Source organism: Lentibacillus populi, from assembly GCA_014642895.1.
Classification (GTDB): domain Bacteria; phylum Bacillota; class Bacilli; order Bacillales; family Amphibacillaceae; genus Lentibacillus_C; species Lentibacillus_C populi.
Map to the genome: position 1 here is coordinate 28,901 of BMJD01000007.1, position 12,459 is coordinate 41,359.

16 protein-coding genes and 1 pseudogene are annotated in these 12,459 nt (G+C 40.9%); 6 read left to right on the forward strand and 11 right to left on the reverse strand.

Translation table 11 applies throughout. The features are described 5' to 3' along the window. Positions 1 to 4: 4 nt before the first annotated feature. The 6 genes from IEX12_RS06665 to IEX12_RS06690 are packed head-to-tail and all read right to left on the reverse strand — an operon-like array spanning position 5 to position 1,833. Complete coding sequence (locus IEX12_RS06665) at positions 5 to 331, reverse strand: hypothetical protein (RefSeq protein WP_188724816.1); 327 nt, start codon at positions 329 to 331, stop codon at positions 5 to 7. Beyond that, positions 328 to 699: a hypothetical protein gene (locus IEX12_RS06670; protein ID WP_188724817.1), complete on the reverse strand. Its 372-nt coding sequence runs from the start codon at positions 697 to 699 to the stop codon at positions 328 to 330. The genes IEX12_RS06665 and IEX12_RS06670 overlap by 4 nt, the downstream gene beginning before the upstream one ends. 18 nt (positions 700 to 717) lie before the next feature. Further along, complete coding sequence (locus IEX12_RS06675) at positions 718 to 885, reverse strand: hypothetical protein (RefSeq protein WP_188724818.1); 168 nt, start codon at positions 883 to 885, stop codon at positions 718 to 720. Continuing rightward, positions 857 to 1,141 (reverse strand): hypothetical protein, encoded by a 285-nt coding sequence (locus tag IEX12_RS06680; protein WP_188724819.1) that lies wholly within the window; start codon positions 1,139 to 1,141, stop codon positions 857 to 859. The genes IEX12_RS06675 and IEX12_RS06680 overlap by 29 nt, the downstream gene beginning before the upstream one ends. Then, positions 1,138 to 1,509 carry a hypothetical protein gene (locus IEX12_RS06685; protein ID WP_188724817.1) on the reverse strand — a complete coding sequence of 124 codons (372 nt, stop codon included), beginning with the start codon at positions 1,507 to 1,509 and terminating at the stop codon, positions 1,138 to 1,140. The genes IEX12_RS06680 and IEX12_RS06685 overlap by 4 nt, the downstream gene beginning before the upstream one ends. 18 nt (positions 1,510 to 1,527) lie before the next feature. Next, complete coding sequence (locus IEX12_RS06690) at positions 1,528 to 1,833, reverse strand: DUF4176 domain-containing protein (protein WP_188724820.1); 306 nt, start codon at positions 1,831 to 1,833, stop codon at positions 1,528 to 1,530. A 514-nt stretch (positions 1,834 to 2,347) separates the two neighbouring features. On the opposite strand from IEX12_RS06690, the gene IEX12_RS06695 reads away from it, so the two are divergent. Beyond that, positions 2,348 to 2,989, forward strand: a complete 642-nt coding sequence (locus IEX12_RS06695; protein WP_188724821.1) for a C39 family peptidase — start codon at positions 2,348 to 2,350, stop codon at positions 2,987 to 2,989. An 88-nt stretch (positions 2,990 to 3,077) separates the two neighbouring features. On the opposite strand, the gene IEX12_RS06700 is transcribed toward IEX12_RS06695, so the two are convergent. Then, a complete protein-coding gene (locus tag IEX12_RS06700) occupies positions 3,078 to 3,533 on the reverse strand; it encodes a flavodoxin domain-containing protein (RefSeq protein ID WP_188724822.1) in 456 nt (151 codons plus the stop codon). A gap of 209 nt (positions 3,534 to 3,742) precedes the next feature. On the opposite strand from IEX12_RS06700, the gene IEX12_RS06705 reads away from it, so the two are divergent. Both IEX12_RS06705 and IEX12_RS06710 read left to right on the forward strand, forming a co-directional pair. Further along, positions 3,743 to 4,162 carry a YmaF family protein gene (locus IEX12_RS06705; RefSeq protein ID WP_188724823.1) on the forward strand — a complete coding sequence of 140 codons (420 nt, stop codon included), beginning with the start codon at positions 3,743 to 3,745 and terminating at the stop codon, positions 4,160 to 4,162. 159 nt (positions 4,163 to 4,321) lie between these two features. After that, a complete protein-coding gene (locus tag IEX12_RS06710) occupies positions 4,322 to 4,471 on the forward strand; it encodes a hypothetical protein (RefSeq protein ID WP_188724824.1) in 150 nt (49 codons plus the stop codon). 335 nt (positions 4,472 to 4,806) lie between these two features. Here IEX12_RS06710 and IEX12_RS06715 read toward each other — a convergent pair whose 3' ends face one another. Then, positions 4,807 to 5,916: a glycerol dehydrogenase gene (locus IEX12_RS06715; protein ID WP_188724825.1), complete on the reverse strand. Its 1,110-nt coding sequence runs from the start codon at positions 5,914 to 5,916 to the stop codon at positions 4,807 to 4,809. A gap of 164 nt (positions 5,917 to 6,080) precedes the next feature. Continuing rightward, positions 6,081 to 6,252 (reverse strand): annotated as a pseudogene (locus IEX12_RS23325) (winged helix-turn-helix transcriptional regulator); the annotation flags it as partial. 85 nt (positions 6,253 to 6,337) lie between these two features. Here IEX12_RS23325 and IEX12_RS06725 point away from each other — a divergent pair. Beyond that, positions 6,338 to 6,859: a type 1 glutamine amidotransferase domain-containing protein gene (locus tag IEX12_RS06725; protein ID WP_155554997.1), complete on the forward strand. Its 522-nt coding sequence runs from the start codon at positions 6,338 to 6,340 to the stop codon at positions 6,857 to 6,859. Positions 6,860 to 7,082: 223 nt separating this feature from the next. Here IEX12_RS06725 and IEX12_RS06730 read toward each other — a convergent pair whose 3' ends face one another. Together IEX12_RS06730 and cudC are read right to left on the reverse strand one after the other, a co-directional pair. Next, positions 7,083 to 7,979: a glycine betaine ABC transporter substrate-binding protein gene (locus IEX12_RS06730; protein WP_088052875.1), complete on the reverse strand. Its 897-nt coding sequence runs from the start codon at positions 7,977 to 7,979 to the stop codon at positions 7,083 to 7,085. Positions 7,980 to 8,013: 34 nt separating this feature from the next. Continuing rightward, a complete protein-coding gene (gene cudC / locus IEX12_RS06735) occupies positions 8,014 to 8,577 on the reverse strand; it encodes a choline uptake/conversion transcriptional regulator CudC (RefSeq protein ID WP_188724826.1) in 564 nt (187 codons plus the stop codon). A gap of 258 nt (positions 8,578 to 8,835) precedes the next feature. Between cudC and betB the strand changes: the two genes are divergently transcribed. Both betB and betA read left to right on the forward strand, forming a co-directional pair. Next, positions 8,836 to 10,305, forward strand: coding sequence for a betaine-aldehyde dehydrogenase (gene betB, locus IEX12_RS06740; RefSeq protein WP_155554995.1), 1,470 nt, complete (start codon positions 8,836 to 8,838; stop codon positions 10,303 to 10,305). A gap of 208 nt (positions 10,306 to 10,513) precedes the next feature. Beyond that, positions 10,514 to 12,199, forward strand: coding sequence for a choline dehydrogenase (gene betA, locus IEX12_RS06745; RefSeq protein ID WP_188724827.1), 1,686 nt, complete (start codon positions 10,514 to 10,516; stop codon positions 12,197 to 12,199). Positions 12,200 to 12,459: the final 260 nt, after the last annotated feature.

Here is a 12,459-nt window from a genome sequence, read left to right on the forward strand (position 1 = left end):
TCCATCACCCCATATCATCAAACATATTGCGACTTTTCGTTTCTGCATCCGCAATTTCCTGATCTGCCTGTTGTACAATGTCTACCAATATTCGAATATATTCTTCTGCCAGCTTTGCACTATCAATATAAAAATCAGCCACCTCTTGATAACTGTCAATGGACTTACCAGACAACTCGGAAAATATACAGTTAAATTTGGAGGCAATATTGGTAGAATCGGCGAATTTAGCTACTTGTTCCTGAACGCTCGAAATCCCTTCCATTGTCTTGACCGAATCGTATTCAATGTTGGCAGTACCTTTTCCGCCCCCGCCACTAGCAACCATCATACATATCCACCTCCTGTGAGCATCCGTTTTACACTTGGATCCATTTCCGTATGATTCATGTATTGCGCATGTTTTTCCTCTGGCAATGCAAGCAACGCAACCCGGTGGATGTTGTAAGACGCCATTTTTTCGAATTCAATTGCTAGTTTTAATGACTGTAATTTTGCCAGTAAAGCAGCATATTTATCACTGTAATCAACCAAAAACGTATCCAGCGTCGTGAACAAATCTTCAGCCGCATCCCGAGCTTTGCTGTTGTTCCAGTCTTCCGAAGGTGCTGGCGCCGGGCAGACACTGTTAATTGATTCGGCACTGGACAGCTGCTGAATGACGTTTTCTATCCAGCTGATTCGCGTATCAAAATCCATGACATCATCCTCCTACTTTCACTCGACAAGTAATTCATCGTTAATTCTCCCCTTTTTTAATGGGGTCAGTTCTTCCCAGTCTTTGATAAAACGGGCGATTTCTGCTTCCTCTTCAGCGGCATAACCGGTAAAAACGACCTCCGCGATATCCTCTTGATTAAATTTCCTGATCTGCCTGTTGTACAATGTCTACCAATATTCGAATATATTCTTCTGCCAGCTTTGCACTATCAATATAAAAATCAGCCACCTCTTGATAACTGTCAATGGACTTACCAGACAACTCGGAAAATATACAGTTAAATTTGGAGGCAATATTGTTGGTAGAATCGGCGAATTTAGCTACTTGTTCCTGAACGCTCGAAATCCCTTCCATTGTCTTGACCGAATCGTATTCAATGTTGGCAGTACCTTTTCCGCCCCCGCCACTAGCAACCATCATACATATCCACCTCCTGTGAGCATCCGTTTTACACTTGGATCCATTTCCGTATGATTCATGTATTGCGCATGTTTTTCCTCTGGCAATGCAAGCAACGCAACCCGGTGGATGTTGTAAGACGCCATTTTTTCGAATTCAATTGCTAGTTTTAATGACTGTAATTTTGCCAGTAAAGCAGCATATTTATCACTGTAATCAACCAAAAACGTATCCAGCGTCGTGAACAAATCTTCAGCCGCATCCCGAGCTTTGCTGTTGTTCCAGTCTTCCGAAGGTGCTGGCGCCGGGCAGACACTGTTAATTGATTCGGCACTGGACAGCTGCTGAATGACGTTTTCTATCCAGCTGATTCGCGTATCAAAATCCATGACATCATCCTCCTACTTTCACTCGACAAGTAATTCATCGTTAATTCTCCCCTTTTTTAATGGGGTCAGTTCTTCCCAGTCTTTGATAAAACGGGCGATTTCTGCTTCCTCTTCAGCGGCATAACCGGTAAAAACGACCTCCGCGATATCCTCTTGATTAAAAAAATACACATCCTCATCCAGCACACCGGATGGATAGGTACAGGCAATGTAATCCATATACACTTCCTCTTTACGAATATTTTCCACGATTGGTTTCCTGCCTGTAATCATTAATTTTTGTTCCCCGTCGTGCAGGAGAACGATACTTCCAATTGGCAACATGTTTTTTCACCTCGGTATTTTTTTAAAATGGCCACAGAGATTATCGTCTGTAAGGGTCATGTTGGTTAATTTGATTTATAACTTGTAAGAAAAAGGATCTAGTTTGTGTTAATCTTATCTAAGAAAAAATAACAGTGTTTCATTTATTAAAATTTTATTAAATTTTCCAGGCGTTGTAAAACAATAATTGGTTATTTTCGCAAAAGTAGTATAAAAGCCATGACTTAAAAAAGACAAAACCTTGTTACGGATATATTCTCTAACTTTTGCAATTACATAATTATTCTATATGATAACTATAACAAATAGGATGGGCAGAATTTTGCATAAGCTTTTTTGGGTTAGCCTAATCTTCAACCCAATTACAGAGAACGCCCTTGCTGCTAGAAGTCAAAACATAATGGAATTACTTCTCTCCTCGTGTTCAGGAAAAATTCGGTATACAAATATGTTAATCACTACAGGAATATAGTATAGTAAACATAAATCAAGCGTCGCAGAGAGGAGTTTTTTTATGGCACAACAACATGCATCGGTCAAAATCTCAGGTGTTCCGGTCTACAACCAATATCCCGATCTTCCTACCGGCTGCGAGGCTACATCATTAGCGATGCTCCTAGGATGGGCAGGTCTCTCCGTAAGCAAATATGACGTAGTAGAAAAACTCCCTAAAGGGGAAAAAGTGAGATTGACAAATGGTAAGTGGTATGGGGCAAATCCGCACGAGCAATTCGTTGGTGATCCGTATTCAGATGATGGCAGCTTTGGTGTTTTTGATAAACCGATTTTAGCAACGATCGAAATGTTTCTGCCTGGTAAAGGAATTAATTTAACGGGGCAGGAATTTGAATCATTGCTGGATATTGTACGCTCAGGAAACCCTGTCATGGCATGGACGACGATTGACCAGAATGAGACGTTTCACAGTAAAACATGGCAAGATGCAAATGGGGTTGTTATTAATTGGTACCGTTATGAACACGCGGTTGTCATTACCGGAATCGATGGAGAACATATCATTGTAAATGATCCTTATACTGGAAAAGAGGAGCAATATAACCGTAATTTATTTGAGCGTAATTGGGCATCAATGGGGAAGCGTGCTGTGACGTTGGACATTGATAAATCAACACTTAAGGAATCGGAAGCTAAGTAAAAATAACGCAGTCTATGTAAATCCCCCTCAACCGATAAGAGGGGGAATTGATTTTTTAAAATTATATAATGGCTAGCAGGCAATCCACTCATTCCATCTTACTAAGCTGTTCTAAAAATCCGGCTGCAAATTGCTTACAATGCTCAATATCTTCATCATTTGGTTCAAGCTCAACTTTTAACTTTTCCCCGTACATGGTTCCGCCAATTGTTGGTATTCTGGCGGCAATTGTCTCTAGCGCGGCACCATAAGAATCATAAAACGAATCACATGAACCGAAAACCCCAACAAGTTTTCCCGTCAGATCAACCTCGTCTAATTCTTCATAAAAATCCTCCACTTCATACGGCAAATCGTCATCCCATGTATAAGAACCAATCAGAATCCCATCGTAGTCCAATAATTCCTGGACATCAATCGCGTCAAAATCAAATGACTTGCGCACTAATTCATGTCCTGCTCCTTTTATATAATCACCAATCGCGTCTGCCATCATCTCGGTGCTTCCTGTCATACTGGCATCCATCATGATAATTTTAGCCATTCAAAATCATCCCCCAAACCTTGATTATTCCAAACTATATTTTACTTGATAATGAGAATTGTTTTCAATTAATACAACTAGTTTTCACATAAAAGCAAAAAATAATGTGACAATCTTGTGTCGCTTTTACTATCCTGTCAACTGTAACCTTACAAGTCGCCCAAACATAGCCTATTTATGATAATAAATTAAAAAGGAGCTGTAGTGCATTGTATCATCATGACATGAGACAATTTCCCGGGTATGATCCATATCACCCGGTTCATCCAAACTGGCAGCAGGTAAAATTTCCCGAGCAGCGAAGTGAAATGATACAAGCCCAAACAGGAAGCGGTAAACGGCAAGGACATACACATGCTCATTATGGCGCAACAACGTGTAATGACAAACACACCCATTTACATCCAGGTGTAACAAGTACCCCAATTGAAACACAGGAAGGCCACGTCCACAAAATATGGGGAAATACTACTTTTGACGATGGACATATTCATTATTATGAAGCCCATACCAGTCCACCAATTTCTTTACCAAACGGTTATCACACCCATTATGTGGAAATAAAAACAACTGAAAATGATGGCCATACACACACGATTAAAGGATTTACCAGAGCATCAAAGGGCTGACAGGATATTTTTTGGAGTGAGAGTTGACTTGCTCTTACTCTGTTTCCCTATAGTCAACCTTCGTAAAAATAGGTATAATAGTCATTGTACGAGGTTTAATTTGGAAACTTTTTAAGCAGATAACCTCTTCTTGGTACTATTTTTAAAGGAGCCATTCAAATGATCAAAGTTAAAATGAACGTGCAAACTGCCTATCATGGTGATTTACTGCGGGCGGGCAAAGAATATGAAATTGATGAGGAAACCGCAAAACGTTGGGTAGCAAGTAAAATTGCTGAAACGGTTGATGACGAGAAAGATCTTTCATAATTTAAAACATACATAAAGGTAGTTAAGCGGAAATTATTCTTATTGATCTTTTAACAACAAACGTAAAACTTTGAACTTCTTGTTGCTTGAGCATTTTACGATGCTTTTTAGGTTTTATAATGGCTTGATTTTCCATTAGTACACTTCTTGAGATCCAAAAGTCTTAATTACCTGTTGCTTTTCTTATATCGTCCTTAAATTTCCCGTTCAACGGTCGAATGAAACAATTACAGATGCTATACAGCCCGCACTAACTCATATAAGTAAATACCACGTCCCAGTATTTTGCTAAAAGACGTGGTAATCTCATTTAGATTCATAACTTCTATCAGTTTTCATAACCGATAGCTTTTTTTGTACGCTGTCGCATATTGGTCTGCGGCAATGATGGCATCCGCAACCTCGTCAGCTGTCACATTAAATGCGTTATGAATGGTTTCCCCTTCAACTGTTGCTGCCTTGGCGACTTTCAGAATATCTTCCTTTGTGGCATCTTTTAATTTTATATCTTCCAATGTAACAGGGAGATCTAAGCTGATATAAAATTGAATATACCGTTCGATTTCTGCTAATGAATGTTTTTCTAAAACCAATTGGACAAGGGTTCCAAACGCTACTTTTTCACCATGAGTTAAATGATGAATCTCTCCTTCAAGTGCAGTGAAGCCGTTATGAATGGCGTGCGCTGCAGCTAATCCCCCACTTTCAAACCCTAAACCGCTTAGAAGCGTATTGGCTTCCACAATAGCTTCCAAAGCTGGTGTGACAACTTTTGCCTTTGCAGATTCATAAGCAAGATGGCCATATTGAAACAAAGTTTGTTCACATTTTTCAGCAATTGCTTCAGCTGCAATGGTTGTAATACCTCCGGCCATCGTCTTACCTCCATAGGCTATAACAGCTCTTGCCTCTACCCATGTGGCCAATGCATCTGCTATGCCAGATGCTAGCAAACGGGGTGGAGCCTCTGCTATAATCTTTGTATCCACAAGAATCAAATTTGGGTTATGGTTATAAAATCGATAATTTTCAAAAATCCCATCATCAGAATAAACAACAGAAAGTGCACTTGTCGGTGCGTCTGCCGATGCAGCAGTTGGTATGATAACCGTATAAGCGTCCAATTCATCAGACACGGCTTTTGCTGTATCAAGTGTTTTTCCGCCCCCAACACCTATCACAATTGTCGCGTGTTCATTTTTAGCAGCCTGCGTAATTCTTTTAATTTCTTCCTTGGAAGCCTCACCATTAAAAACGATCTCTTTAGCAGAAAAATTCGCTTGCTTTAATTCACTCACAACCTTATGGCCGGCTATGTTCCATACTGTTTCATCCGCGATTACAACAGTTTGAGTGCCAATACCTCTCAAGTAAGATCCTATTTTTTCAATCACATTTTTACCTTGGACATATTTTGATGGGCTAATAAAGACTCTTTCCGACATTCGAAACATCCTTTCTTTTGATATTGTAGTATGGGATTCGTTTAGGAATTATACCCTTTCTAATAGGATGCTTCAATTTTGACAAATAAACCCTTGTATAGAAAAATTCTTCAAACGTTCATTCTTAAAGATTAATTTCGTTAATCCGTTTTTTTCCCCCATTCTTACATCATTTCAACAATGGGCAATAATGTCATACCAAGTTCTGTCATGAAATATTCAACCTTGGGAGGAACCTCGGGATACACCTTGCGATTAATAATTCCATCCTCCATTAGTCCTGCAGCTGTTGAGCAATACCTTATGAGAAGTTTTTAGAAACAACCTTTGCAATTCCTCTTATGTGAATACGAAATTTTATAACCGGGGAATATAAAAATGGCGAACATCCGACCAAAAAATAATAAAAGGAGAGATTGAAATGGGCAAAAAAATAGCAGTTGTACTTACAGATATGTTTGAAGATGTAGAATATACAGATCCTGCTCAGGCATTGGAAGATGCGGGTCACGAACTAACTGTTATCGAAAATGAAAAAGGCAACACTGTTACAGGTAAAAATGGTGATGCCAAGGTTACGGTGGATGCATCGATTAATGATGTGAAACCTGATGATTTTGATGCTTTGCTGATTCCTGGCGGTTTTTCACCGGACATATTACGTGCAGATGAACGCTTCGTGAAGTTCAGCAAGGCCTTTATGGATGAGAAAAAGCCAGTTTTAGCTATTTGTCATGGACCGCAGCTACTCATTACTGCTAAAGCACTTAACGGCCGTAAAGCGACGGGATATAAATCCATTCAGGTTGATCTTGTAAATGCCGGAGTGGACTTTATTGACGAGGAAGTCGTTGTCTGTGGCGATCAATTAATAACGAGCCGTCAACCCGAAGACATTCCTGCATTCAATCGTGAATCGCTTGCTTTACTTGAAAAAATATAAGATATCAGGTAAAAGTAGCGTCCTGAACAGTTTCACATAAAAAAAGAGCTCCTTATGTTAGTTTGGTATAGGGTCTTTTCACTTTAGGCAAAGTGATCTTAAATTGTATTTTAATATCGATCGGACTTCAGCCTAATTAACGACAGCTTGATTTAAAAAATGTCAATTCCTCTTATTAAGGAATTGACATTTATCAGGCAAAATATTTATTTATTTTCTTATCCTATTCTCCCAGCCATTCATTAACCAAATCCTGATTCTCTTCCACCCATTTTGCCGCACCTTCTTTTGGACTATTTGCATCATTGACATAGCTCATTAGCTGGCCAATGGCTTCATCATCCATCTTCCAATTTTTCAGCCATTGATCCACTTTCGGAAAATCGTCCGCGAAGCCGTGCCGGGTTGCATGGTGAATTTTTTCCACATCACCATAAACTTTTTTCGGATCCTCCAAGTATTTTAAATCCATTTCCGAAAACACACGATGCGGACTCCACAATGGGGCAACGACTGCCTCTTTATTTTTGATTGCTTCACCAATTGACGTGATCATTGCGGGTTCGGAACTAGGAACAAGTTCAAAATCAAGGGCGTATTCCTTGATCAATTGTTCGGTAACTTCCATTGTCCCTGCGCCAGGTTCAAAACCAGTAATCTCACCTTCAAATTCGTCCTTATGTGCATTCAAATCCTCAATACTATTAATATCTTCCATATACGTTGGTACGACCAACCCAACCTTTGCCGTGTCATACCACGTCTCCTCGGAAAAATTCACCTGATCCTGATATTGCTCCAGATAACTTGCATCCTGCACCGGCAGCCATACTTCAAGGCTGACATCCAGATCACCACTGGCAACAGCCGCCATTTGGGTGCCCATATCAAGCATCTTTAATTCCAGATCGTAGCCTTTATCTTCCAGAATAACGTCCCACATGTTAGTAACAGCAATGTTTTCTGCCCAATTTGTCTGCCCCATCACAATCTTTTTCTTTCCATCTGTCTCTTCACCTGAATCCTTGGATGTTCCACTACTGCTATTACTTCCACATGCAGCAAGTCCTGCTACTAAAGCAACGAATAGAATTAACACATAACTTTTTTTAAAAAACATTAAATTACATACCCCTTTTCATGTTTGTTTAAAATTATTTGTTTTCTTCTTCTGGATTTTTCGGTAAAAACTCAAAAATTTTCCCGCTGCGAATGCTGTCCGTTAACCGGCCCAGCCAGCGGTAATATACTTTTGATGATTCCAGCAGTTCATAATCCGCTTTTGCCTCATCACGAATATCGGCAGCGATTGTATCATCTTGATAAATTTCCTGTAAATCTATCTCTGCTTGTTTAATAGCTTCCATGTTCATCGTTACTTCTCGATCCCACATTTGGCAATAGAACGACATGAAGGAACGGAAGAAGTCTTTTTCCGCTACGTACATATGTTTTCTGGAACCACGCTGGAATTTCTTTTTCACCATGCCATTATCCTGCAGTTTACGGACACTTGTACTCATGCTTGGTTTACTCATCCCAAGCTCCTGGCGCATCTCATCCAGATTCATTTGTTCTTTAAAATACATCATCGCATACAACTTCCCTGCAGAGGGCGTTACACCATATAAATCCATCGTTTCGGAGATAGCACCAATTACTTGATCTTTTGCCTCATCAAGCTTGTTTCTAGCTTGATTATTCCTTTCATTTTCCATCATCCCACCTCCATTCCATTAAAAAAATTTAATTTGTTAAATTATTTTTTTACAAACTTAATGTTAACGTCTTAAAATTTATTGTCAAATCATATTATAAAATGTACCCCTGTTAAATCTATTAAGATCCCTGGATTCCGCAACTATTTTAAGTTTTTTCTTTTTGACAAATAAAAAAGTTCATGTTAGATTTGTTTTGTTCAAAACGTTAAATTTTTTCTTAACAAAATTAACATAAGATTACAAGGAGGGATAGATTTGGCCATTAAACAACAGTACATCGATGGGAAATGGGTCGATTCCATCTCGAATAAAACAAGAAAAATTATCAATCCATTTAATCAAGAAGTCGTTGCAGTTGCAGCTGAAGGTGATATAGCAGATGCACAAAAAGCCATTGCCGCTGCAAGAAATGCGTTTGATTATGGACCATGGCCAACAACACCTGCGACAGTTCGCGGGCGAATTGTAGGTAAAATTGCAGATTTAATTGAACGCGATAAAGAAGCGTTAGCGGAACTGGAATCGCTTGATACCGGTAAAACGGTAGAAGAAAGCCGCGGGGATATGGATGATATTGCTGGCGTTTTCCGTTACTATGCAGAACTGGCCGATAAAGATGGTGGAGAAATCATTGATTCGCCTATTCCAAATTCCGTTAGTAAGGTTGTTAAGGAGCCTGTTGGTGTTTGCGGGCAAATCACACCATGGAATTATCCGTTATTACAGGCATCATGGAAATTAGCACCTGCACTTGCTGCCGGCAACACATTAGTGATCAAACCAAGCGAAATCACCCCACTAACCCATGTAAAAGTTTTTCAATTAATCGAAGAAGCGGGTGTACCAGCTGGTGTGGCCAATCTTGTCCTTGGTCCGGGAGATACGGTTGGGGCCGAACTATCCAACAATGTGGATGTTGATCTTATTTCGTTTACTGGCGGCATTCAAACTGGGAAAAAGATCATGCAGGCTGCTAGTGTTAACGTGAAAAAGCTGGCTTTGGAGCTTGGTGGCAAAAACCCCAACGTTATTTTTGCCGATGCCGATTTTGAAACAGCGATTGACCAGGCGATGAATGCGGTTTTTTTCCATGCTGGGCAAATTTGTTCTGCTGGTACAAGATTAATTTTGGAAGAAAGCATCCATGATGAATTTGTTCAGAAGTTGGTAGAACGCGTAAGAAACATCAAACTTGGTAATGGCTTTGATGAAACGACGCAAATGGGGCCACTTATTTCCCAAGAACATTTAAATAAAGTAATCAACTATGTAGAAATGGGAATCAAGGAAGGGGCAACGGTTGCCATCGGTGCCAAACGTCCAGAAGATCCTGAATTACAAAATGGCTTTTTCTATTTACCTACCATTCTTACTAATTGTAAAACTGACATGGGCGTTGTTCAAAACGAAGGGTTTGGCCCGGTCATCACGGTTGAGAAGTTTACCACTGAAGACGAGGCTATCAACCTAGCAAATGACTCGATTTACGGACTGTCCGGCGGAGTTTGGACAAAAGATATAGCCAAAGCCGAACGCTGTGTAGCCAAAATGCGGATGGGAACGGTCTGGATCAATGACTTTAACCTATACTTCCCCCATGCACCATGGGGCGGCTTTAAACAATCCGGTATTGGCCGCGAATTGGGAAAAACCGGGCTGGAAGAATACCAGGAAACGAAACATGTTTTCCATAACCTGAACCCGGAGCCGATTAATTGGTTTTAATGATTGTTTCCTAAAAGGTTGTTGCTTCCTGAATGAAGAAAGCATATTCATCGGAATCTCAATCCTAATCTATTATGTTGGTTACGTAAATCTTTCATAAAGTTCAATATTATTCCAATTAATGTCAGCAGCGGAAGAAGTTTTGGATGAACATTTTATACGTTATTTTACACACTTTGCATTTATAATCTTCAAGGAGGTCTTACAGATGAAAAAAACATACGACTATGTCATCGTTGGTGGCGGTAGTGCGGGTTGTGTACTCGGCAACCGTCTAAGTGCAGATAAATCGAGCAGTGTGCTTGTCCTGGAAGCGGGGCGTAGTGATTATCCATGGGATCTATTTATTCAAATGCCAGCAGCTTTGATGTTCCCGTCAGGTAATCGTTTTTATGACTGGTTATATGCTTCTGACCCTGAGCCTTATATGAATGGACGGCACGTTGCGCATGCCCGAGGGAAAGTACTCGGGGGATCGAGTTCCATCAACGGCATGATTTACCAGCGTGGCAACCCGATGGACTATGAACGGTGGGGGGCTGCCCCAGGTATGGAAACTTGGGACTATGCACATTGTCTGCCATATTTTAAGCGACTAGAAACAGCCCATGGAGCAGATCCATCTGATGAATATCGAGGTCACCACGGTCCACTTAAATTAAAGCGCGGACCTGCCACGAATCCTTTATTTCAAGCCTTTTTTGATGCAGCTGTTGAGGCTGGTTACTCGAGAACCCCCGATGTAAATGGTTATCGCCAGGAAGGGTTTGGTCCATTCGATAGTCATGTCCATAATGGCAGACGAGTGTCCGCTTCACGTGCGTATTTGCGGCCTGCTATGCGACGCAAAAACTTAACTGTGGAAACGCGCGCTTTTGTTACCAATATCAATTTTGATGGTACGCGAGCCAACAGTGTGACATACCAAAAAAATGGGAAAACTTATCACGTTAATGCAGGAGAAGTTATCCTTTCCGGTGGTGCATTCAACACGCCGCAGCTCCTTCAGTTGTCAGGTGTGGGAGACGCTGACCATTTACACTCGCTTGGCATTAAACCGATCGTTGACCTGCCAGGTGTCGGTAAAAATCTGGAGGATCATCTCGAAGTATATATTCAGCATGCTTGTCCGCAACCTGTTTCGGAAATGCCTAGCTTAAATAAAGCAAAAATGCCTTGGATCGGCTTACAATGGCTACTCGGGCGCACCGGACCGGCAGCATCTAATCATTTTGAAGGTGGCGGTTTCGTCCGTTCGAATGAAAATGTTGAATATCCGAATTTAATGTTTCATTTTCTCCCGCTTGCGGTTCGATATGACGGACAAAAAGCGGACGCGAAGCATGGATTCCAGGTACACGTTGGACCAATGTATTCCAACTCCAGAGGAAGCCTGAAGATCCGTTCACGTGATCCTTTTCAGCATCCAAGTATCGTATTTAACTATCTGTCTACCGAAGAGGATCGGCGTGAGTGGATTGAAGCAGTACGAGTTTCACGGGAAATCCTTTCGCAGCCGGCGTTAGCACCTTATAATTCGGGCGAAATTTCACCTGGGCCTTCTGTTCAAACGGATGAGGAAATTCTGGAGTGGGTAGCGAATGACGCCGAAACGGCACTCCATCCGTCCTGCACGGCAAAAATGGGTCCCGATTCAGATCCGATGTCTGTTGTAGATCCGCTCACCATGAAGGTTCATGGCCTGGACAACGTACGGGTGGTTGATGCCTCTGCTATGCCTCATACGACGAACGGAAATATCCATGCACCGGTGTTGATGTTGGCCGAAAAGGCAGCGGACATCATTCGTGGACAAAAACCGATGAAGCCTGAGTATATGGACTATTACCGTCATAGCGTTCATCCGGTAGACGCAGGCACAGTAGTAGGGTAAGTTAACTATAAACCTATTTACCAATAGAATAGAAAATCATGGTCAGAAAAAATGATTGTGATATCACTTACAGCTGAACTACTGGATCAATTAATTTCCAGTAGTTTGGTCTGTTGGGTGGTATGGGAGTTCAGACATTTTTCAATCCACCATCTCGAATCATTTTCATTTAGTGGATACTCTTTCTTTTTATTTGAACTGCCAGCACCCATTTACCATCGATGAATTGGCCGTTGATATCCAAGTCTATCTCTTCTATT

Coding starts and splice junctions, on each gene's coding strand:
- IEX12_RS06665 (WP_188724816.1), bottom strand. CDS start 331: ATGATGGTTGCTAGTGGCGGGGGCGGAAAAGGTACTGCCAACATTGAA.
- IEX12_RS06670 (WP_188724817.1), bottom strand. CDS start 699: ATGGATTTTGATACGCGAATCAGCTGGATAGAAAACGTCATTCAGCAG.
- IEX12_RS06680 (WP_188724819.1), bottom strand. CDS start 1,141: ATGATGGTTGCTAGTGGCGGGGGCGGAAAAGGTACTGCCAACATTGAA.
- IEX12_RS06685 (WP_188724817.1), bottom strand. CDS start 1,509: ATGGATTTTGATACGCGAATCAGCTGGATAGAAAACGTCATTCAGCAG.
- IEX12_RS06690 (WP_188724820.1), bottom strand. CDS start 1,833: ATGTTGCCAATTGGAAGTATCGTTCTCCTGCACGACGGGGAACAAAAA.
- IEX12_RS06695 (WP_188724821.1), top strand. CDS start 2,348: ATGGCACAACAACATGCATCGGTCAAAATCTCAGGTGTTCCGGTCTAC.
- IEX12_RS06700 (WP_188724822.1), bottom strand. CDS start 3,533: ATGGCTAAAATTATCATGATGGATGCCAGTATGACAGGAAGCACCGAG.
- IEX12_RS06710 (WP_188724824.1), top strand. CDS start 4,322: ATGATCAAAGTTAAAATGAACGTGCAAACTGCCTATCATGGTGATTTA.
- IEX12_RS06715 (WP_188724825.1), bottom strand. CDS start 5,916: ATGTCGGAAAGAGTCTTTATTAGCCCATCAAAATATGTCCAAGGTAAA.
- IEX12_RS06725 (WP_155554997.1), top strand. CDS start 6,338: ATGGGCAAAAAAATAGCAGTTGTACTTACAGATATGTTTGAAGATGTA.
- IEX12_RS06730 (WP_088052875.1), bottom strand. CDS start 7,979: ATGTTTTTTAAAAAAAGTTATGTGTTAATTCTATTCGTTGCTTTAGTA.
- cudC (WP_188724826.1), bottom strand. CDS start 8,577: ATGGAAAATGAAAGGAATAATCAAGCTAGAAACAAGCTTGATGAGGCA.
- betA (WP_188724827.1), top strand. CDS start 10,514: ATGAAAAAAACATACGACTATGTCATCGTTGGTGGCGGTAGTGCGGGT.